We start from the raw sequence: 20,370 nt of genomic DNA on the forward strand, positions 1-20,370 counted from the left end.
ATACCTGTGTTAAGCCCGTTTGAAACCTTCGCCTAATACCTCCGAAGCATCTGACACAATTATAAAGGCCGAAGGGTCAACAAGTTTTACCACTTGTTTCAACTTAGTGAATTCAGTTTGATGCACAACGACCATTAAAATCGGTCGTTCAGAATCAGTATAACCGCCGGTTGCCGTGAGTTTCGTGACGCCGCGGTCTACTTCTTCATAAATGGCATCCCGAATTTCCATTTGTTTCGTCGTTATAATGTAGACAAGTTTCGATCTTCCGAAACCGACCTGCACCAAATCGATTGTTTTGGATGTGACATAAAGTCCGATTAAAGCATACAGCCCTCTTTCGATATCAAAAACAACCGCTGCCGCCAGAACAATCATGCCGTCGATCATAGCGATACTTGTGCCGAGTGTCAGCCCTGTGAATTTTGTAATGATCTGGGCGGCCAGATCCGTACCGCCGGTCGACGCTCTTCCCCTGAACACAATACCAAGGCCAAGCCCTACCAGGATCCCCCCGAACAACGCCCCCAACAAGGGATTCATCGTCCAGGCCTCCCAATCTTCCGTCATATACACTATAAATGGAAGGAAAATTGTTCCGACGGCAGATTTCAACCCGAAATTCTTGCCCAGAAGAATTACGCCTGCGATAAACAATGGAATGTTAAAAGCCCATTGCACAAATGCCGGCTTCCACTCAAACAGGCCATAAAGCAGCGTGCTGATGCCGCTGACTCCGCCTGATGCCACTTCGTTCGGCAACAGGAATACGTTAAATGAAATCGCGACCAGCGCTGAACCGATGATGACGTATATGTAATCCCTAAATTCAGTCCAAAACGGATGCAACTCTTTTCTGTTGCGTTGATTTTTCTTTCCCATAAAAATGCATTTCCTCTTTCCTGTGCTGTATTCTTTTCGGTGTATTATTTCTGTAAGCCCTGTCAGAGTATACCAAAATGGACGCTCCTTGTGAACTTCATCAGAGTGAAGTAAAAAACCCCGCACGGCCGAGGCCATGCGGGGCTTACTGTTTATGTGCTGTTTTTATTGCATCTTCGAACGCAGCAAGGAATTGATGAAGCCGCTGATATCACCATCCATGACAGCCTGAAGATTGCCGGTTTCATAATTCGTGCGGTGATCTTTTACCATTGAATACGGGTGGAATACATACGAGCGAATTTGGCTGCCCCAGCCGATTTCTTTTTGATCTCCGCGAATTTCAAGAAGCTGCGCTTCCTGTTCTTCGAGTTTCAATGCGTAAAGTTTTGCTTTCAGCATTTGCATCGCTTTTTCACGGTTTTTGATCTGTGAACGTTCCTGCTGGCAAGTAACAACTGCACCTGTCGGCAAGTGGGTGATCCGAACGGCTGAGTCCGTTGTGTTAATGTGCTGTCCGCCGGCGCCGCTTGCCCGGTACGTATCGACCTTCAAGTCTTCCGTGCGGATATCGATTTCGATTTCTCCCGTGAATTCAGGCATCACTTCACATGACACAAATGAAGTATGGCGTCTGCCTGAAGAATCGAATGGTGAAATACGGACAAGTCGGTGCACGCCTTTTTCCGCTTTCAGATAGCCATATGCATTATGGCCTTTAATCCCAAGTGTGACAGATTTCACACCGGCTTCATCACCGGCCAGATAATCCAGTGTTTCCACTTTAAATCCGCGTTTCTCTGCCCAACGTGTATACATTCGCAACAGCATTTGACACCAGTCCTGGGACTCTGTTCCGCCGGCTCCTGGGTGAAGTTCAAGGATGGCGTTATTTTTATCATACGGCTCACTTAACAGCATTTGGAGTTCGTAATCGGCAAGTTGCGATTTAAATTCCTTGAGTTCCTGGCTCAGATCCTCGTGCAATTCCTCATCCGATTCTCCGCGCAGCAACTCAAGCGTCATCTCCATGTTTTCCTGTGACTCCACAAAACCGTGATACGTATTGACGATTTCTTTCAAACCGTTCAATTCCGAAATGACTTCCTGTGCGGTCTCCTGGTTGTTCCAGAATTCCGGGTCGATCATCATTTCATCCAACTCCTGGATCCGTGCCTCTTTGTTCTCTAAGTCAAAGAGACCCCCTGAAGTCCGCAAGCTTTGCGGAAGATTTGTCGAGCTCGTTTCGAATATCTGCTAATTCCATCATATTAAGTTCCTCCTCAAAATAACACCGAAGAGCTGTAAGCTCTTCGGCATTTGGGTGCTTCTTTATGCAGTTGCACCGTGGCAATTTTTAAACTTCTTGCCGCTGCCGCATGGGCATGGATCGTTTCGGCCAACTGTAGAGTCTTTGCGTACCGGCTCTTTTTTCTTCTTGACCGCTTCGCCGCCCTCTTTCGGGTTGACTGCCTGCCCCTTGGCTACTTCTTCACGCTGCAGGTTGTTGCGGATTTCCGCTTTTAAAGCGTATTTTGCCACATCATCCTCGATCGCTTGCACCATCGCTTCGAACATAGCAAATCCTTCCTGCTGGTATTCGCGCAGCGGATCGGTCTGGCCATAGGCACGTAAATGAATTCCCTGGCGCAGCTGATCCATCGCATCGATATGGTCGATCCATTTCGTATCAATTGAACGAAGCAGAACAACTTTCTCGAATTCCCGCATACGTTCCGGTGTCATTTCAGTTTCTTTCGCATCATAGTATTTCGTAATTTCCGCGTTAATGAAATCAATCAATTCTTCCTGCGTTTTATTCTGAAGATCCTTTTCCGTCACCGTATTTTCAGGCAATAGATTGGCGGAAATAACATCAGCAAGAGATTTCAAATGCCAATTCTCCGGCTTTTCATCAGTTGTGTGTGCATAAACCACACGGTTGACGGTATTGTCGATCATGTTTTCGACCAATGAACGCATATTGTCCGTTTCAAGAACTTCCATGCGTTCTTTGTAGATGATTTCGCGTTGTTGGCGAAGAACATCGTCATATTGCAGCAAACGTTTCCGGGCATCGAAGTTATTGCCTTCCACCCGTTTTTGTGCAGATTCCACAGAACGTGTAACCATGCGTGATTGCAATGGCTGTGAATCGTCCATGCCGAGTTTGCCCATCATATTGCGCATGGCGTCGGAACCGAAGCGGCGCATCAGATCATCTTCCAATGACAGATAGAACTGCGTTACACCCGGGTCTCCCTGACGCCCAGAACGTCCACGCAGCTGGTTATCGATTCGGCGGGATTCGTGGCGCTCAGTACCCAAAACTGCCAAACCGCCTGCTTCAACAACACCTTCACCAAGCTTGATATCCGTCCCACGTCCAGCCATATTCGTCGCGATGGTAACTGCGCCTTTTTGACCTGCGTTCAAAATGATTTCTGCTTCGTGCGCATGATTTTTCGCGTTCAGCACAGAATGACGAACACCTTTTTTGGTCAGGTAATCGGAAATGATTTCTGAAGTTTCAATTGCGACAGTACCAACAAGAACGGGCTGTCCCTTTTTATTGCGCTCAGCGATATCATCACCAACCGCTTGATATTTCCCTTCAATACTCGCATAAATTAGATCGACCCGATCATCCCGGACAATCGGTTTATTCGTTGGAATCGCAATAACATTCATATTATAAATATTGCGGAATTCCTCTTCCTCAGTTTTGGCTGTACCGGTCATGCCCGATAATTTATCGTACATACGGAAGAAGTTCTGGAACGTAATGGTCGCCATCGTCATCGATTCGTTTTGAACTTCGAGGCCTTCTTTTGCTTCGATTGCCTGATGAAGACCATCTGAATAACGGCGGCCTTTCATCAAACGTCCTGTAAACTGATCAACAATGACTACTTCGCCTTCTTGAACCACATAATCCACATCATTATGCATCGTGACATGGGCCTTCAACGATTGGTTGACGGCGTGGTTGAGCCGGACATGGGAAATATCGAATAAGTTATCAATATTGAACGCTTTTTCAACTTTCTCAATACCTTCCTCCGTCAAAACAACACCTTTTGTCGTTTCATCGTAAGTGAAGTCGGTATCTTTCCGCAGCATGCGAGCAAACGCATTGGCCTGCATGTAGAGCTGAGCCGATTTGGCAGCCTGACCGGAAATGATCAGCGGCGTCCGTGCTTCGTCGACCAGAATTGAATCGACTTCATCAATGACCGCAAAATTCAACGGGCGCTGCACCATGTCTTCTTTGTAGAGAACCATATTGTCGCGCAGGTAATCAAAGCCGAGTTCATTGTTTGTGCTGTATGTGATGTCAGCCAAATAAGCCTGGTGTTTCTCTTCTTTCGTTAAACTGTTCACATTCAATCCGACGGTCAATCCAAGCCAAGTATACAATTTACCCATTTCTTCAGCATCACGGCTCGCTAAATATTCGTTGACCGTGACGACATGAGCGCCTTTTTTGCTGATGGCATTCAGGTAAATCGCCATTGTCGAAGTCAAGGTTTTCCCTTCACCCGTTTTCATCTCGGCAATATTGCCTTCATGCAGAGCCACAGCCCCCATGAGCTGGACTCGGAAAGGATACAGTCCGAGTACGCGTTTTGAAGCTTCTCTGACAGTCGCGAATGCTTCAGGCAATAAATCATCAAGTGACTCGCCTTTCGCATGCCGGTTGAAGAATTCCTCTGTTTTTGCTTTTAATGCGTCATCGGAAAGCGCCGCATAATCAGCTGCCAGCACTTCCACCGTATCGGCAACTTTTTCAAGTCTCTTTAAATCTCTTTTATTTGGGTCGAATACTTTGTTCAATACACCTAACATTTATACCGCTCCTTGCACAGGGTCCAGTTTTTTCAAGCAGCTGGATCGCTATTGCTGTTATTTATGTGTCGTTTGCCTGAAGGCTTTAAAATACAGTATTTGTCCGGACCATCCATTGATTTCCGAAAATCTCACTCTTCATTTTAACACTGCAAAGAAAACCGTGCAAACAAAGGAGAGCATATGGAATACGAATTCTCCGACTTTTCAGTAACTGGCAAGCAAATGGTTCCCCTTTGAAACTGTGCGAAACAAGATTGTGGGAAAACAGAAAAAAGCTGTGCAGAATATGAATTCTGCACAGCTTTTAATGAGACCCGGATTAATCTTTCCTTCTATATACTTCTATATAATTAAGAAGAACTTGTTTCGATTAAACCATAGGTGCCGTCTTTCCGTTTGTAAACAATATTTGTATCATTGGTTTCTGCGTCAGTGAAAACGAAGAAATTATGGCCCAGCATATTCATCTGCAATACCGCTTCTTCCTCGTCCATCGGTTTCAGATCGAATTGCTTTGTGCGAACGATTGTGAAATCTTCTTCTTTTTCATCTGCCCCATTGCCGTTGATTTCACTTTCATAATTTGCGAAAGCTTGTCCCATCGGTTCACGGTCACGGAATTTACGATTCACCTTAGTTTTATATTTACGGATTTGGCGCTCGAGTTTTCCGACGATCAAATCCACCGCTGCATATAATTCTTCATGCCGTTCTTCAGCACGCAATGTTAAGTTTTGCATTGGTATTGTGATTTCAACTTTAGATTGACTGTTATTTATCGCCTTCAGGTTGACCATCGCGTTTGCATTGGTCCCTTCTGGGAAATAACGTTCGATTTTTTCAACTTTTTTCTCAATGTGCTCTCGAATTGCTGGAGTTACTTCGATGTTGTCACCTTTAATATTAAATTGCAGCATATTAACTCCTCCTTCTTAATCTCTTGCACTGTTACATTTCTACATGTTCCCTCCCGAATCCTTCTTAAAACACAAATAGTTTCAGCAAGATGAATTCCAGGTAAACTATATGACAGGGAGGTGAAGCCGATGTTTACAAATAAGCTTGTCATCGTAACGGGCGCAGCCCAGGGAATCGGTAAAAGCATTGCCGAACATTTTGCACATGAGGGTGCACTGGTTATCGGCCTTGATATCGAAAAAGTTTCTATTGAAGGTGTTGAATTCAGAAAGTGTGATGTCGGCAATTTCCAGCAAGTCCAAAAGGTGATGGAAGACATCCATACCGAATTCGGCGCAATCCACGCACTGGTCAATAATGCCGGAATCTCGGAATTCAAATCGTTATGGGAAGTTGAAGAGCAAGATTGGGACCGGATTTTGGATACGAATTTGAAATCGGTCTTTATCTGCAGCCGGGAAGCGGCCAGGTACATGACTGATGACATTCGATCGATTGTCAATATGGCTTCCACCCGCGCTTTTATGTCGGAACCGAATACGGAATTGTATTCAGCTTCCAAAGGCGGGATTTTTGCTTTGACTCATTCGCTCGCCGCTTCACTGAGTGACAGGGGCGTTCGGGTAAATTCCATCGCACCGGGCTGGATCCATACGGGGGATGCTGCCGATTTGCGGGAAATCGACCATCAGCAGCATTGGAGCGGCCGTGCCGGCAATACTTCCGACATTGCCCGTGCCTGTCTATTTCTTTCCAATCCGCAGAATTCTTTCATTACAGCTGAATGCCTGACGATTGATGGCGGCATGACACGAAAAATGATTTATGAACATTAAAAAGACGGGCATATTTCGCCCGTCTTTTTATGTAAATTATTGTATTTTTAAATTTACGCCCGTATTAGCGCAATAAACCCCACTTCTTCTGCTCCCCCCTCTTTCAGCAGTTTCGCAGCCAGCCGAAGCGTGGTTCCAGTCGTATACATATCATCAACCAACACAATCTTTTTCGGGACCGGGTTGCCGTTCAAAGAGAATAATCCGCGGGTTGCCAGACGTTCTTCTCTTGTCTTTTCGCCTTGGACCTCTTCATTTTTATGAAGAAGATGGAAAAATTCGACCCCGCCAGCCTGCAGAATACTGTCGACTTGCGCAAAAGTGCGGACCTTCAATTTGGAAGGGTTCATCGGAATCGGCACAACCACTGCTTTTGTTTTCTTTACCGCAACCGCCAGTTCATCAGCAAATACCTCAGCTAATATGACATCCTGAAGAAATTTGAATTGGTGCAGGTATTCCTTCATAGCCGCGTTGTAGCCATACAGCGTTTTTCCGAAATCAATAGCCCCTCCGAACTCTGTCGTTTCCCAGTGGCTGCATTCGCTGCACAACTCAGCTCCACTCGCTCCACAAATCCGGCAACCGGCAACGGCCGCTTCGAATGACGTCCTGCATCCTTTGCAGATAGTATCCGGTTTATCCCCCAAAAACAGGTCTCTCCATGAAGGATTCGATTCCAATCGATTGCCGCATAAATAACAATTCATCGGAACCCCTCCTGATTGAAAGACTTGATGAGATCCCGTGCTTTGTCCATCTGCCAGGATATTCCGTTATGAAAAAATATCACTTGCCCTTCCGGAAATTTGCTTGACCTGCCTGCACGACCTGCCATTTGAATTAATGCAGACGCTTCGAAAACATCTTCATCTGCACCGACGATGCCCACTTGCACATTTTCGATGGTCACACCTCTTTCCAATATCGTTGAAGTCAGAATGCCTGGAATTTCTCCCGTCCTCAATTTCATGACTTTCTCTTTCCGCTCAGGATCTTTGGAATGGACAGCTTCAATCCGGTTGTCAATCTCCTTGAATAAGGGTTCCGCCTGCCGGATCATTTCGATGGTCGGGAAAAAAAGCATAAATGGTTCCTCCCGCTGCAATTTCTGTTTGATCCATTCCGCCAATTTCCCTGGAATTCTATTGGCTCGGAAAGACCTTCGGTAATTCCAGAGCGGACGATAAATTGGTACTGGAAGCGGGTGGCCATGAAAGCGGCGGAATATTCTCGATTGATGGGGTACCCTTACCAGTAATTTCCGGGAAGGCGTAGCAGATACATAAATAATCGGGGCACCCGGTTTCAACGATTTCGAGACAGCCCGTGCCAACGCTGGATCATAAGAATACGGGAATGCATCCGCTTCGTCGACAATCACCAGATCAAATGCGTGTTGGAAGCGGTAAAGTTGATGAGTTGTGGCCATTACGAGACGGGCAAAACCCGGTTCAAACGTTGAACCTCCGTAAAGCGTATGGATCACCAGTTCCGGAAATACCGCTTGGAGCCTTGGTGATAATTCCAAAATCACGTCCGTGCGGGGCGCCGCTATGCAAACTCGCTTGCCTTCAGACAACGCCTGATGAATTGGCGGAAATAATAATTCAGTTTTGCCTGCTCCGCAGACAGCGTATACAAGATGGGATCTATTGAGGTGCAGGCTTTCCCCAAGTTCTTCGGAAGCCTGTTGCTGGAGATTTGTGAGTTCGCCATTCCAATGAAATGAATGGGAATAAGGGGAAATCAGGTGAGGTTCTTTCCAAGTGATCAAATCAGTACACGAGCTGACCCGGCCCATCCGGATGCAATGGCGGCAATAATGGCATAGCCCAACGCATTTCGCGCACAAGAAGGAGACAATTTTTTCAGCCGAGCTTTCCAGACACCTCGCACACTGGAGACTTTCTGTAATTCCTTTGTGGACCACAATGAAACCATCCTGTATCGCTTTTTCAATCGTCTCTTTCGGAAACGGAGTAAAGTCGCGCAGCCATATTCTTCCGGTTAAAAAATCCTGCAGTTCGTTCATATTCCAACTCCTTTTTATTCAATAAGATTTACCAGATTATTTCCAAACTGCTCAGTCTGAAAAAAAAAAGCCTTGGCAGGTCATTTGTTTACCCAGCCAAGACCCATGGAGCCTTCTCCTAAATGTGTGCCTATAACCGGCCCGAAATAAGAAATATCAAATTCTACTGTTGTGAACTTCCGCTCAAGTTCTATTTTCCACTGGTTTGCATCTTCTTTACGATTTGCATGAATAATTGTCGCTTTAACCGCATTGCCGGAACGCAAGTCTTCTTCCAGTAACGAAACTATGCGGCTCATTGCCTTTTTACGGGTGCGCACTTTTTCAAATGGCACAATCTTAGTGTCGCAGAAATGCAGCAAAGGCTTTATTTGCAGCATGGAACCGACAATCGCCTGCGCCCCTGATAATCTTCCGCCGCGCTGAAGATGCATTAAATCCTCTACCATAAAAAAGGCGCGCATCGACCGCTTCATCTCTTCCAATTGCTTTATGATTTCCATGGCTCCAATTCCCTGGTCAGCCATTTCAGCAGCTTTTAAAACATAAAAACCTTGCATCGCGCAGGATATTTCAGAATCATACGTGAAGACCTTTGCATTTTCGATCAACTCGGCTGCCTGAAGGGAACCGGAGAATGTTCCACTGATGCCGCTGGAAAGGTGGATGGATAATATTTCATCGTGATCTTGGGCAAGTTTTTTGTATAAATTAATGAATTCACCGATCGGCGGCTGTGATGTTTTCGGCTGCTCACCCGCCGCTCTGGCGTAAAACTCCTCTACTGTCACTTCCCGCTCCTCTTCGAAAGATTCCATCCCGAAAGTAATCTGGAGCGGAATCATATGTATCTTGTGTTTGTCACGGACATCTGCCGCAAGATAGGCTGTGCTGTCGGTGACAATTGCTGTTTTTGCCATAAATCATCCTCCTCCTTTATTTTATCAAAAACCAGCGAAATTCATAGACAATAAAAAAACTTCCCGCCGACAACGGGAAGGGTGATTATTGATTGCCTATAAAATGCAGGCCGCTTACTTTCCAACCATCATCTTCTTTCTTGAAGATAACCACTTGCCTGCCGCTTTGTTCCGTTTCTTTATCTGATTCTCCCTCAGACATCGTCACTGAGATTTCTGCGAAAACTTCCGCACGCTCAGGTGAATACTTAACGATTGTTTCATTCGAAGGAGAATACGCAATATCATAGGCGTCAAATGCTTCTTCCAAAGCAATCTGGTCTTCTTCGCGGTCAAAACCTTCCGGCTCCTGTGCAATCACCGCCATATAGCGATCCATATCTTCAGCATTGAATGCTGCTATATATTCAGCGTGAGCTGCCAGGATTGCCGCAGCTTCTTCTTCAGGAACTTCCGCCTCAAGCACTTCACCATCACCAGTCATCGTGAAGCCGGCTGATTTATCTTTCATGCCATGGTCTACAGCACCGTTTTCATTTTGCAAATTGCTGTCATCTGCTGAATTTGTATGTTCAGCAGCATTATTATCATCTGAACAGGCAGTCAGCAGCAACATTAAGCCAGCTGCCATAATCATCTTTTTCATCGGGCATTCCTCCTGCGCTCATTTTGACACAGGAAACCTTATATTTCAATGAAGAAACTGTGTCAATATGTTGATTCTCTGCTTGTTTCCCATGTCGTTTGCGTCTCCAATTTCAACGGCACTGAAAACACAAAAACCGCGATGGCCCAGGCCATCGCGGTGAAATTATGATTATCTGACTTCAACCCAACCATTTTTAATGGCTGTAACTACCGCTTGCGTACGGTCATTTACCTGCATTTTTTGAAGAATGCTGGAGACGTGGTTTTTCACCGTTTTTTCGGAGATGAATAAGGTTTCACCGATAATCCGGTTACTTTGCCCGTCAGTTAATAATTGAAGGACTTCGCTTTCACGTTTCGTCAGCAAATGATAGGGACGGCGGATTTCAGTCTGGTGGAACGATCCTTTGTTTTCCCGCTCACTCAATCGGCGGAATTCCATTACAAGATTGCGTGTAACTTTGGGATGCAGATAAGATCCGCCTTTGGCTACGACTTTAATCGCTTGAATGATTGCCTCAGCATCCATCTCTTTCAGCATATACCCCAGTGCACCTGTCTTTAATGCGTGCGTGACATAGGATTCATCATCGTGAATCGACAGCATAATGACTTTTGCTTCCGGATGCTTCTCCATCAATTCCCCGGTAGCTTCAACACCGTTTTTCTGCGGCATATTGATGTCCATCAATACAACATCCGGTTTATTTTCCTCGTACAATTTGATGACTTCCGTGCCGTCGCCGCCCTCGGCAACCACTTCAAATGTCTCTTCGAAATCAAGAATCCTTTTTACACCTTCACGGAATAATTGATGATCGTCTACAATAATAATTTTTGTCATTATGTTGTCCTCCTTGAATACCGTATCTTATATACCCAATTCATAGGGAATTTGAAACATCAATACTGTTCCTTCCCCCAAATTGGAATTTATGATGAAATCCCCTTTTATCAAATCGATTCTTTCTTTCATCCCGATCAGGCCGAATGATTGGTTTTTCACTATACTTTGGTCAAAACCTGTGCCATTATCACTCACGACAATGTTCACATGCTCTTTCAGCCATTCCAAGTCCACATAAATTTCCGTTGCTTTTCCGTGCCTGATTGCATTGGAAATAGCTTCTTGAATAAGCCGGAATATGGATGTTTCATGACTGGAAGGCAACCTTCGCTCAGTGCCGTTGGAATTAAAAGAAACCAGGGTTCCCGGATTGTACTCAGCAGTTGTCTCAATATATTTTCTGAGAGTCGGCACAAGCCCCAGGTCATCCAATGCCATTGGCCGGAGATCATAAATGATTCTTCTGACTTCTGTCAAAGCATGGCGCACCATTTCCTTTAAAGAAGAAATTTCCTTAAAGGCCAGTTCCGGACCCTTTTCTCGATATGTCCGCTCAATCAGATCCGACCTGAGCAGCACATTCGCCATCATCTGCGCCGGTCCATCGTGGATTTCACGGGACAGCCGTTTTCTTTCTTCTTCTTGCGCTTCGATGATCCGCAGGCTATAATCGTGATTTAGCTTCGGTTTTTCAAATGCATCTTCAACGTCTTCCAAATCAGATGAGAGATAGTTCATCGTAATATTCAATTGGTTGACGAGCTTTTCGGCTCGTTCAATAGTTTGTAATAATGTTTGCAGACGCCGTTGAAGCTCATCCCGTTTCTGACGGTGTTTTTTCTCCTCGGATCTGTTGGCAGATAATTGGAGCTGTAAATCATTTGCGTCCTCATATGCTTGACGGATCTGCAGTTCCGTATATGAATTGAATGAACCTGAAACTTCGGCGAGTCGCCTTCTTGCAGCACGGGTTTTTTCTTCCAACAAGTCTCCGGTTTTAATAACAGCAGAAATATCCAGTCGAACATTTTCAAGTTCGTCCTTCATCTCTTCATAACCTTGGCGACTTTGCTCACTTATAACGAAAAAATCTTTTTTGGACTGCTCCATTTTAGCCAGCAGTTCATCATAAATGGAATCCATATCTTTTCCATCGACTTTTCTGAACATTTTAAAACCGCCTTACATAATCTCCTAGCAAAATGTGATAATTATTATATCTTTATGCCTGTAGTGGCTTCTACAAGTATATCACTATATAAGTAAGCTAATATTAAATATACATTACAAATTATCTGATTTCATTTTACAACAGGGGGGCTTAAAATGCGAGAATCTTACATGACTGCGGGCAGTTCGGCCAATGCTGAACTGCTTATTCAAAAATCAAGGTTCATCGGTTATGCCGCCAGAGCAGAATCGGAGCAGCAGGCCACCGAATTCATCGACTCCATTAAATCCCTGCATCGCTCCGCAAGCCATAATTGTTCCGCTTATATGCTCGGGGAAAACGATACTATCCAAAAAGCGAACGATGACGGGGAACCCAGTGGAACAGCCGGCGTGCCAATTCTTGAAGTATTGAAGAAGAAACAATTGAAAGATACAGTGATTGTGGTAACCCGCTACTTTGGCGGGATAAAACTGGGGAGCGGCGGATTGATCCGTGCTTACGGCAAAGCTGCTTCCGAAGCACTCGCTGCGGCCGGTATCGTTGAAAGGCGCCTGCATTCATTGATGAAAGTGTCGATTGATTATAGCTGGCTTGGTAAGGTGGAAAACGAAGTCCGCCAATCTGACTATCCGCTCAAAAATATCGAATACACCGACGGCGTCAATCTATATGTGTACGTTCCAGTTCAGAAAGAGGAAAAGTTCAACTTGTGGATGCAGGAAATGACCAATGGCCAATCTTCCTTAAATTGCATATCAAAGGAGTATTTGGAATTTACTATTACTTGAGCTGCAATATTTACTCAGCGCTGAAAATCCTGTATAATAAACTGATTGCATTATTATCTAACTTATATTTTTTAACGATACTTTTTATATAGAACAAATCGATTGGTAAAACCTGAATTCGTAACTCGGTTAGCCCAACCCTATTTTAGAGGAGCTATAACCATGAACCGTAAAAATTACCGCAAATCAAAAGCGTCAAAAAGAAGGACAGCCATCAAAATAGCGTTGACTTTAGCAGTATCGTTATTGCTGTGTGTTTCCGCCTTTGGAATATATCTGGTCAAAAAAGCAGAAAACGCAGCGGATAATGCTTATGAAGCCGCAGGCGATCGTGAAATGTCCGATTTGCGCGAGGAAAAAGTGGAGCCACTCCATGATGATATTTCCATCCTCTTCATCGGCGTTGATGACAGCAGTAAACGCGATCAGAGCTCAGGACAAATCAGATCAGATGCGTTAGTGCTTGCTACGCTTAATAATGAAGATAAATCAGTCAAACTTGTCAGTATTCCACGTGACACTTACACATTAATCCCTGATGCGGGCAAAGAAGATAAAATTACACACGCATATGGATTTAACGGACCCAGTTCCACGATTGAATCTGTGGAAAACCTCTTAGAAATTCCAGTGGATTATTACGTTCGAATGGATTTTGAAGCATTCATAGATGTAGTCGATGCACTTGGCGGCATTACCGTCGATGTTCCCTACGACTTAAAAGAGCAGGATGAAAACGATCAAGCAGGTGTCATCAACCTCGAAGAAGGAATCCAAAATGTGAACGGCAGTGAAGCTTTGGCGCTTGCCCGAACACGCTATTACGATAATGATATTGAACGCGGCAAAAGGCAGCAGATGATTTTAGAGTCGATTATGGATAAAGCTTTATCCGCCGGTTCCTTCACAAAATACGCGGATGTCATAGATGCTTTGGGCGATAACATGAAAACGGATTTAACCTTTAAAGATATGCAGTCATTTTTCGAATATGCGAAAAACGGCAAACCCGATGTAGAAACTTTCACTTTGGACGGCTATGATGATATGTCCACGGGCATCTATTACTGGCAGCTTAATCAAGAGTCATTAATCGAAGTTCAGGATATTTTGCAAAGCCATTTGGGATTGAAACCTGATACATCGAACCTGTCAGACAATAGTTCGTCCGAATATGGGCATGAAGATTATAATGACTAAAAGAAAGAGGCGTCCCACAGAGGACGCCTCTTTCTTTGCATTTAATTACTTCGGTTAAATACAAAAAGACTGATTACAAATCACCTGACTTGTAATCAGTCTTCTATTTGCCGATCATTTTAACCAGATTGATCAATGGACGATAATTCTTGCCTGCAAGTCCAACAACTTCCACAAACAATTCAATTGCCAGAAGCATTACACCCAAAAGAAGAATGCCTCCCCATAACGTTGCTTGTGAAAACAGCAGAGCCGCCAAACCGAACAACGCTGCAATACCATAAATAATCAGGACTGTCTGCCTGTGAGAAAAACCGATGTTCAAAAGACAATGATGTAAATGGGATTTATCCGCAGCAGAAATCGGTTGTTTTTCACGGACACGCCTAACGATGGCAAAGAACGTATCGGAAATAGGAACGCCCAGCATGATTACCGGAATGATCAACGCAACCATTGTTACGTTTTTGAAACCCATCAGAGCAAGTACAGAAATCATAAAGCCGAGGAATAAAGACCCTGCATCACCCATGAAAATCTTCGCTGGATGGAAATTATAAAACAGGAAGCCGATCGAGCTGGCTGCAAGAATTGCGGCTGTAGACATGACGAAAACATCGCCCATGATGTAGGCCATAATAGCTAAAGTTATCAAGGCGACTGAAGAAACGCCGGCTGCCAATCCATCCAGACCGTCGATCAGGTTGATGGCATTTGTAATACCGATTATCCAGACGATGGTAAGCGGGATACTGAAATAACCGAAATCGATTTCACCGCCGAATGGCAGATTGATAAAGGAAATTTCCAGCCCGCCACCAATTACAACAATCGATGCCGCGAGCAGCTGCCCCAGAATTTTCGCTTTTGCTGTGATTTCAAGAATATCATCGAATACACCTGTAATGATTATGATCAGCGCACCAATTATGATGGCTGTCGTAATCGGTATAAAGGCTGGTTCTACTGCATTGGAAATTGGATCGACCGGCCTTAAGATGAAATAACCGATAAGAAATGATCCGAATATGGCTAATCCGCCTAAACGCGGCATTATTCGCGCATGAACTTTCCTGTAATTTGGTCGGTCCACTGCTCCAACCCTGAAAGCTAGGCGCTTGACCAATGGCGTTAGGACAATAGAAGCAAGAAATGCCAAAATCAGAACGAGGTACAGCATATCTTTCCTCCTCAATAATTCTTATACACATAGAAATTCAATGCTATTATAGCACAGAATCACCTGTTATACATATAAATCCCTTGTTATTCCAATTAGACGTGATCAGACAAAAATAGTTTCGCTTTTCAATGATTACTTTTTGCAAGTGACAATAATTCTTTTTCTATTTCTGGTTTGATTCCTGTCTTCAAATCTTTGCTTAAGGTATCATATTTCCATCGACGAACCGCTTCAGCAGTTTCAGCGAGACTTTTCGGCTGCCAGCCTCTTTTTTTCGCTTTGGAATTATCCGCCAATATATAACCTTCCGGATGGTCTTTGTCTACCGGCATCCACAATGGCAATTGAAATGCCTTAATACCGGTATCCAATAAAATCTGATCACTTACCCATACAGGTTTCATTTTCTGAGAAGCTAAAGTTTTCACAAGCTCTTCCATAGTAACCGGATTTGCAGTCAGATTATACGTGCCGTTAGTGCTATTTTCCAAATTGCTCACTGTGAATTCGGCCAAATCTCTGGCATCGACCCATTGCACTTTCCTGAACTTGTCTCCTGGTATCAATGCGATGCCCTCCTCTTTCAATTTTAGAACCCAATAAGTAAAGCGGTCAGTCGGATCATAAGCACCCGCCACAATACCCGGTCGGATAATCAGAGCTTTTTCTCCAAACCGTTCATTTACAATTTCTTCACACCTCACTTTTAGAGGACCATAAGTCTTTCCGTTCACCTCATCTGAATCTATCCCTAGATGAATAGTAGAATTTTCATTAACAGGTCCATTACTAAAATCATCGTAAACTGAAATTGTGGAAATGAAAGTATAATGATCTGTGGTGATATTATCGAGAATAGGAACCAAATCTGCAGGTGTATAAGCAGAAGTATCAATAACCGCATCCCATTCTATGCCAAGCAGTTTGCCGGCATCCTTTTTTCTGTCGCCGGTTATCCTTGGCAAATTGGTAAAGAGCTCGGGATTGCTCTTTCCTCTATTGAATAACGTTACCTCATGCCCGCCATCTAATGCATTTTCTACTATATGGCGACCGACAAATGACGTACCGCCTATTACTAGAATTTTCATATTTCATCCTCCAATTAGTGTTTATTATTAGTATCATTTTTGAATATTTCTGTTATAATGTTTTATAGTTAGAATATTTCAATAACATAGGGGTGCAAAACTGCATGAATGGCAATCTGCAATTTTATTCAAGTTTAACTGATTGGTCTGCCTGGGATGAAGCAGCTGTGTTGAAGATGCAGCACCAAGAAAGGGCTGAACTGGCCAAATCTATTACTTGTGCAGGATTACTTGTCGACTTATCCATGGACCAGCATGCCGAAGTAAGGGAAAATGTAGCGAAAAACTCGTATACTCCTCTCCCCACTTTAAAACGATTAGCAGAAGAAGACCTTAGCATCAACATTCAAAACGCTGCAAAGGAAACTCTTATTGCCATTCAGAACCAACCTGTCCAAAAAAACCTTCAGTGATCCACTGAAGGTTTTTACTTTGTCATTCACCTTCGCGTTTAGAATATGTTAATTCGGCTATACATAGATTAAACGAACTCTAGGAGGAATATGATATGAGCAAAGATGGATTTTCAGATAAAGTTAAAAGTGCTGTCAGCAAAGGAAAAGGCGAAATAAAAGATCAGGTTGGCAATGCAACGGATGATAAACAAAAACAGCGCGAAGGCAAATCCGACAAAACTAAAGGTGATTTCCAGAACGCCGTGGGTGATTTCAAAAACAAAGTGAATAAAGATAAATAATGCAGAACCGGTCCTGAAGGCCGGTTTTTTGTGTATAAGAATTAAGGTTCCGCTCAAAAACTTGAGCGGAACCTTTTTTGCGCCATCACCATTTAAAAGTTTGACGCTGGTCGCAACTGATTAAAAGAGTCGTGGTGTTGGCGGAGTCGCAGTTTTCTTTTCCACATCTTCATGGAACGGTCTGGCGTCTCTTGGATTATGACGATTATCAACTTCATCATGACCGTCCAACGCATTCTTCGGATCATCCGGGCTGTTTCCGGTTCCCTTATCCTGATTGTCATTTCTCAGCAGTTTTTCTTCTTCTGAATCCCTGCCAAACGGTGCTGGCCCTAAGTTCGGGTCTACTCCTGGTGATGGCTCATCCTGTCTGCGATTAACCCCTTCTTCACGGTTCAGATCCTCATCCTGTGCTTCTGTTTCCAATTGTGGTTCATGATCAAAACTCTTTTCTTTCAAAGAGCCCTCATCTTCCGGTTTTCTATCCGAAGTAGGATGGATTGAATCTCCTTCAAGCCGTGAATCTTTGGTTTTCTTGCCATATTTCGGGTGGCCATGCTGATCTTCACGGCGTACTTCAGAAGTGTAAATTTTTTCCGAATCCTGTGCAATCGTCCGGTACGATGGCTCGTCATTGTCGTTACGATCACCATTTGAAGTACCCATCACATCGCGGTCCCGGATTTTTTCATCATTAAATTTTTGTCCATCCCGCTCAATGTCTCGCCCAAATGGCGTAAATGCAGTGTTGCGTTTGCTTTCATCAATAGCACCGGTTCTGTTGCCATCACTGAATGTGGAACTGTTTTCTCTTTCCTGGTTCACAGCATTGCCATCCGTATACAATAGAATTGCACCTTTTTTAATATCTTCACTGTAGCTGTCGATTACTGACTCGTCGAGTTCCAAATCTCTCAATTGAGTATGCACAGTATCTTCGCCGCTAAAGAACGATTTGAATTTAGTGGATAAAGACTCAGCCTCATGTTTATCTACATTCAATTTACTGTCGTAAGAATTGAATACATCTTTATCCCTCGCCAGCACGTGAATATCATTTTCACTGTAGCCATGCATTTTTAATTGCTCTATACGCTGTTCCATTTCTTCCTGGCTATAAACCATTTCAAATTCTCTGTTTGTGTGTTTCATTATTTTTTCAGCCTCCTGTAAGATCGTCTTAACCTTCTTTACCCGAACCTTCTGAATAATAAAACCTGCGTAAATATATAAATAAGCACTCTTTCTCTCAAAAACGGAGGAAAGAGTGCTTTTCGCAGTGATATTTACAATGAGTCCGCATGATCTTCTTCTATATATAAAAGAATTCCACCTTTTGCGATATCGGCAGTATAGCGTTCGGTTTCCTGATCATTCAGTCCCAGTGATTTAACACCTTCACGCACACTGCTTTCACCGCTGACGAAACTTTTAAATTTATCTTTGAAAGAATTAACCCTTTCACCTTCCGCTCCAGTCTGGCGTTCAATCACTTCCAGACGGTCACTGTCTTTTGCCACCATATGTATGTCACTTTCACTGTGGCCCTGATTTTTCAAATCTTCCATTTTCCTCATCAGATCATCATCAGAAAATACAATAGCCAACACCCTTTTATCTTTATCCATAAATTGAACCTCCAAAAATTCTGTCTTTATGCACACTTTACCCAGATGTGCAGACCCCCTAAACTTTTTCACAAAGGAGCCGATGAATAGATGAGCCTATATTTACTATAACTTTACATCCTACTAGGTATATATCACCTTTTTATTATATTTCATATAAAGCATAATAAATAAGCAGTGTATTTTGAAAATTGATGATAAAATGGGAAAATAAGAGATATAATAAAGTATACTTCAGATGGGGAGGCGGGTATTATCGTATTAAGCAATCTTTCTACTTCTGGCTTTTCGACAGATCCGGAGAAGTTTGAACGCAACTCTCCTACATGGATGATAGAATCTTTGCCCATGCAAACGGAAAGGAGAGAATCAATGGACACGGGAATGCGGATTAAATATAACCGGTTGAAAAAAAGAATCAGCATCGAAAATCTTGCTTCTGGAATTCTGCCTCCTAAAGAGTTGAAAAAGATTGAGGCTAGTATGAAAGAACCTACTCTCGATGAATTGCAGGCTCTTTGCAAAAGACTGGAGATACCGCTTGCTTCCAAAGACAATCCCGTCGGTAAGGTTTTGGTCAAGAATTTCAAATCATTATTACTTCATTCTCAGGATAAAGTGAGAATTATTGAGCAATACGCTGATATTCATGATCATCCATTGTTACATAATGATGAAGAGATAGAATTAGAGTATAAGGTTCAACAAATTCGTTTCTTTATTATTACAGGTGATTTAGACAGCGCCGAAGACAAATTGAAAGAAATTGAAAGATTCAAAGAATTTATGAATCAAGAGCAATTTTATTTATACCACAAATACTGGGGTAACTACCATTACATTCTTGATGATGTTAAGCAAGCTCTAAAAACCTATCTGTTGGCTGAAAGAGTATCTCCGTCCAATCTATCTTCGACTGAGCTAGGAGATTTATATTATTCTATTGCCCTATCCTCATCTCGCAGTTGGGAATTAAACATTGCGAATAAATATGCTGGTTTAGCTCTCAAGATATATCAACAAGAATTCGTTCCTAAGAGAATTGTGGAATGTCATTTAACTATTGCAATAAACGAAAGAAGAATTGGGAATTTTACAACTGCGAAGGAACATTTTAAGTACGCTTTTACTATTGGCAATAAAATTGATAATGATTTTTTAAAGTTTAATACTGAATATAATTATGGGTATTATTATTACCAGTTACAGAACTATGAATCAGCCATTTATCATCTTGAAAATGCCTTAAAGTTTGTTCCCGAAGAATACACTTCGGATTTAATCTTGGACTATTGTGTAATAATTAAATGCTACATTGAACTCGAAGATTTTGATGCTGCAAAAAACTACATTCAAAAAGGTGAAAACATAATTATCGAGCGTAATATAAGTGTCAATTCTCCTTCTAATAATCATTTTAAAGAAGTTTATATTGAATTTATGTGTCTGAAATTCTTTGTAAATCAGGACTTTGACCAGTTTGTAAGCTGTTTAGAAGAAAAGTTGATCCCAATTTTAAAAACCCATAACAAGCATTTTGAAATAGGTTTCTATTACGGGCATTTAGGTAATACTTATATGAGAATAGGCGAATTTGAGAAATCTGCTTATTCTCTATTAAAAGCTAAAATAGCTTATAAAGAATTGATGGCCATTAAAGAGGAGTGAAAA

Annotated in this window: 20 protein-coding genes; 6 read left to right on the forward strand and 14 right to left on the reverse strand. The window is 43.0% G+C overall.

What is annotated here, in order from left to right; all coding sequences use genetic code 11:
- Nucleotides 1–9: 9 nt before the first annotated feature.
- From DHX103_RS02890 to hpf, 4 genes are all read right to left on the reverse strand, one after another.
- On the reverse strand, nt 10–882 hold the full coding sequence (locus DHX103_RS02890; RefSeq protein WP_422123774.1) for a YitT family protein: 873 nt from the start codon (nt 880–882) through the stop codon (nt 10–12).
- A gap of 165 nt (nt 883–1,047) precedes the next feature.
- A protein-coding gene (prfB, locus tag DHX103_RS02895; protein ID WP_422124710.1) for a peptide chain release factor 2 occupies nt 1,048–2,149 on the reverse strand; the annotation gives its coding sequence in 2 pieces (ribosomal slippage) (nt 1,048–2,076 and nt 2,078–2,149; 1,101 coding nt in all).
- Nucleotides 2,150–2,214: 65 nt separating this feature from the next.
- On the reverse strand, nt 2,215–4,731 hold the full coding sequence (gene secA / locus DHX103_RS02900) for a preprotein translocase subunit SecA (protein WP_422123775.1): 2,517 nt from the start codon (nt 4,729–4,731) through the stop codon (nt 2,215–2,217).
- 353 nt (nt 4,732–5,084) lie between these two features.
- A complete protein-coding gene (gene hpf, locus DHX103_RS02905) occupies nt 5,085–5,651 on the reverse strand; it encodes a ribosome hibernation-promoting factor, HPF/YfiA family (RefSeq protein WP_422123776.1) in 567 nt (188 codons plus the stop codon).
- A gap of 129 nt (nt 5,652–5,780) precedes the next feature.
- Between hpf and DHX103_RS02910 the strand changes: the two genes are divergently transcribed.
- Complete coding sequence (locus DHX103_RS02910; protein ID WP_422123777.1) at nt 5,781–6,488, forward strand: SDR family NAD(P)-dependent oxidoreductase; 708 nt, start codon at nt 5,781–5,783, stop codon at nt 6,486–6,488.
- A 53-nt stretch (nt 6,489–6,541) separates the two neighbouring features.
- On the opposite strand, the gene DHX103_RS02915 is transcribed toward DHX103_RS02910, so the two are convergent.
- The 6 genes from DHX103_RS02915 to DHX103_RS02940 form a co-directional block, all read right to left on the reverse strand.
- Nucleotides 6,542–7,198 carry a ComF family protein gene (locus tag DHX103_RS02915; RefSeq protein WP_422123778.1) on the reverse strand — a complete coding sequence of 219 codons (657 nt, stop codon included), beginning with the start codon at nt 7,196–7,198 and terminating at the stop codon, nt 6,542–6,544.
- On the reverse strand, nt 7,195–8,523 hold the full coding sequence (locus DHX103_RS02920) for a DEAD/DEAH box helicase (RefSeq protein ID WP_422123779.1): 1,329 nt from the start codon (nt 8,521–8,523) through the stop codon (nt 7,195–7,197). The genes DHX103_RS02915 and DHX103_RS02920 overlap by 4 nt, the downstream gene beginning before the upstream one ends.
- Nucleotides 8,524–8,603: 80 nt before the next feature.
- Complete coding sequence (locus tag DHX103_RS02925; protein ID WP_422123780.1) at nt 8,604–9,443, reverse strand: DegV family protein; 840 nt, start codon at nt 9,441–9,443, stop codon at nt 8,604–8,606.
- An 85-nt stretch (nt 9,444–9,528) separates the two neighbouring features.
- The gene (locus DHX103_RS02930) at nt 9,529–10,089 is read right to left on the reverse strand and encodes a DUF4440 domain-containing protein (RefSeq protein WP_422123781.1); all 561 of its coding nucleotides are present in this window, start codon (nt 10,087–10,089) and stop codon (nt 9,529–9,531) included.
- Between the two features lie 171 nt (nt 10,090–10,260).
- Entirely contained in the window at nt 10,261–10,935 is a 675-nt protein-coding gene (locus tag DHX103_RS02935; RefSeq protein ID WP_422123782.1) for a response regulator, read from the reverse strand.
- A 27-nt stretch (nt 10,936–10,962) separates the two neighbouring features.
- Nucleotides 10,963–12,108, reverse strand: coding sequence for a sensor histidine kinase (locus DHX103_RS02940; RefSeq protein ID WP_422123783.1), 1,146 nt, complete (start codon nt 12,106–12,108; stop codon nt 10,963–10,965).
- Nucleotides 12,109–12,264: 156 nt separating this feature from the next.
- Here DHX103_RS02940 and DHX103_RS02945 point away from each other — a divergent pair, with 156 nt between their 5' ends.
- Nucleotides 12,265–12,900: a YigZ family protein gene (locus DHX103_RS02945; protein WP_422123784.1), complete on the forward strand. Its 636-nt coding sequence runs from the start codon at nt 12,265–12,267 to the stop codon at nt 12,898–12,900.
- A 162-nt stretch (nt 12,901–13,062) separates the two neighbouring features.
- The gene (locus DHX103_RS02950) at nt 13,063–14,100 is read left to right on the forward strand and encodes an LCP family protein (RefSeq protein WP_422123785.1); all 1,038 of its coding nucleotides are present in this window, start codon (nt 13,063–13,065) and stop codon (nt 14,098–14,100) included.
- Between the two features lie 103 nt (nt 14,101–14,203).
- Here DHX103_RS02950 and DHX103_RS02955 read toward each other — a convergent pair whose 3' ends face one another.
- Nucleotides 14,204–15,280, reverse strand: coding sequence for a glycosyltransferase family 4 protein (locus tag DHX103_RS02955; protein ID WP_422123786.1), 1,077 nt, complete (start codon nt 15,278–15,280; stop codon nt 14,204–14,206).
- Between the two features lie 128 nt (nt 15,281–15,408).
- On the reverse strand, nt 15,409–16,374 hold the full coding sequence (locus tag DHX103_RS02960; protein WP_422123787.1) for an NAD-dependent epimerase/dehydratase family protein: 966 nt from the start codon (nt 16,372–16,374) through the stop codon (nt 15,409–15,411).
- Nucleotides 16,375–16,478: 104 nt separating this feature from the next.
- On the opposite strand from DHX103_RS02960, the gene DHX103_RS02965 reads away from it, so the two are divergent.
- Complete coding sequence (locus DHX103_RS02965) at nt 16,479–16,787, forward strand: hypothetical protein (protein WP_422123788.1); 309 nt, start codon at nt 16,479–16,481, stop codon at nt 16,785–16,787.
- Between the two features lie 95 nt (nt 16,788–16,882).
- Entirely contained in the window at nt 16,883–17,071 is a 189-nt protein-coding gene (locus DHX103_RS02970) for a CsbD family protein (RefSeq protein ID WP_422123789.1), read from the forward strand.
- 120 nt (nt 17,072–17,191) lie between these two features.
- Here DHX103_RS02970 and DHX103_RS02975 read toward each other — a convergent pair whose 3' ends face one another.
- On the reverse strand, nt 17,192–18,223 hold the full coding sequence (locus DHX103_RS02975) for a general stress protein (protein WP_422123790.1): 1,032 nt from the start codon (nt 18,221–18,223) through the stop codon (nt 17,192–17,194).
- A 134-nt stretch (nt 18,224–18,357) separates the two neighbouring features.
- On the reverse strand, nt 18,358–18,699 hold the full coding sequence (locus DHX103_RS02980) for a general stress protein (protein ID WP_422123791.1): 342 nt from the start codon (nt 18,697–18,699) through the stop codon (nt 18,358–18,360).
- Nucleotides 18,700–19,071: 372 nt separating this feature from the next.
- On the opposite strand from DHX103_RS02980, the gene DHX103_RS02985 reads away from it, so the two are divergent.
- Nucleotides 19,072–20,367, forward strand: a complete 1,296-nt coding sequence (locus DHX103_RS02985) for a helix-turn-helix domain-containing protein (protein WP_422123792.1) — start codon at nt 19,072–19,074, stop codon at nt 20,365–20,367.
- Nucleotides 20,368–20,370: the final 3 nt, after the last annotated feature.

Origin of the sequence: Planococcus daihaiensis, from assembly GCF_049262615.1 — a bacterium.
Taxonomy (GTDB): domain Bacteria; phylum Bacillota; class Bacilli; order Bacillales_A; family Planococcaceae; genus Planococcus.

Coding starts and splice junctions, on each gene's coding strand:
- DHX103_RS02945 (WP_422123784.1), top strand. CDS start 12,265: ATGCGAGAATCTTACATGACTGCGGGCAGTTCGGCCAATGCTGAACTG.
- DHX103_RS02890 (WP_422123774.1), bottom strand. CDS start 882: ATGGGAAAGAAAAATCAACGCAACAGAAAAGAGTTGCATCCGTTTTGG.
- DHX103_RS02975 (WP_422123790.1), bottom strand. CDS start 18,223: ATGAAACACACAAACAGAGAATTTGAAATGGTTTATAGCCAGGAAGAA.
- DHX103_RS02930 (WP_422123781.1), bottom strand. CDS start 10,089: ATGAAAAAGATGATTATGGCAGCTGGCTTAATGTTGCTGCTGACTGCC.
- DHX103_RS02970 (WP_422123789.1), top strand. CDS start 16,883: ATGAGCAAAGATGGATTTTCAGATAAAGTTAAAAGTGCTGTCAGCAAA.
- DHX103_RS02960 (WP_422123787.1), bottom strand. CDS start 16,374: ATGAAAATTCTAGTAATAGGCGGTACGTCATTTGTCGGTCGCCATATA.
- secA (WP_422123775.1), bottom strand. CDS start 4,731: ATGTTAGGTGTATTGAACAAAGTATTCGACCCAAATAAAAGAGATTTA.
- DHX103_RS02940 (WP_422123783.1), bottom strand. CDS start 12,108: ATGTTCAGAAAAGTCGATGGAAAAGATATGGATTCCATTTATGATGAA.
- DHX103_RS02910 (WP_422123777.1), top strand. CDS start 5,781: ATGTTTACAAATAAGCTTGTCATCGTAACGGGCGCAGCCCAGGGAATC.
- DHX103_RS02915 (WP_422123778.1), bottom strand. CDS start 7,198: ATGAATTGTTATTTATGCGGCAATCGATTGGAATCGAATCCTTCATGG.
- DHX103_RS02950 (WP_422123785.1), top strand. CDS start 13,063: ATGAACCGTAAAAATTACCGCAAATCAAAAGCGTCAAAAAGAAGGACA.
- DHX103_RS02935 (WP_422123782.1), bottom strand. CDS start 10,935: ATGACAAAAATTATTATTGTAGACGATCATCAATTATTCCGTGAAGGT.
- DHX103_RS02980 (WP_422123791.1), bottom strand. CDS start 18,699: ATGGATAAAGATAAAAGGGTGTTGGCTATTGTATTTTCTGATGATGAT.
- DHX103_RS02925 (WP_422123780.1), bottom strand. CDS start 9,443: ATGGCAAAAACAGCAATTGTCACCGACAGCACAGCCTATCTTGCGGCA.
- hpf (WP_422123776.1), bottom strand. CDS start 5,651: ATGCTGCAATTTAATATTAAAGGTGACAACATCGAAGTAACTCCAGCA.
- DHX103_RS02920 (WP_422123779.1), bottom strand. CDS start 8,523: ATGAACGAACTGCAGGATTTTTTAACCGGAAGAATATGGCTGCGCGAC.
- DHX103_RS02955 (WP_422123786.1), bottom strand. CDS start 15,280: ATGCTGTACCTCGTTCTGATTTTGGCATTTCTTGCTTCTATTGTCCTA.
- DHX103_RS02985 (WP_422123792.1), top strand. CDS start 19,072: ATGGACACGGGAATGCGGATTAAATATAACCGGTTGAAAAAAAGAATC.
- DHX103_RS02965 (WP_422123788.1), top strand. CDS start 16,479: ATGAATGGCAATCTGCAATTTTATTCAAGTTTAACTGATTGGTCTGCC.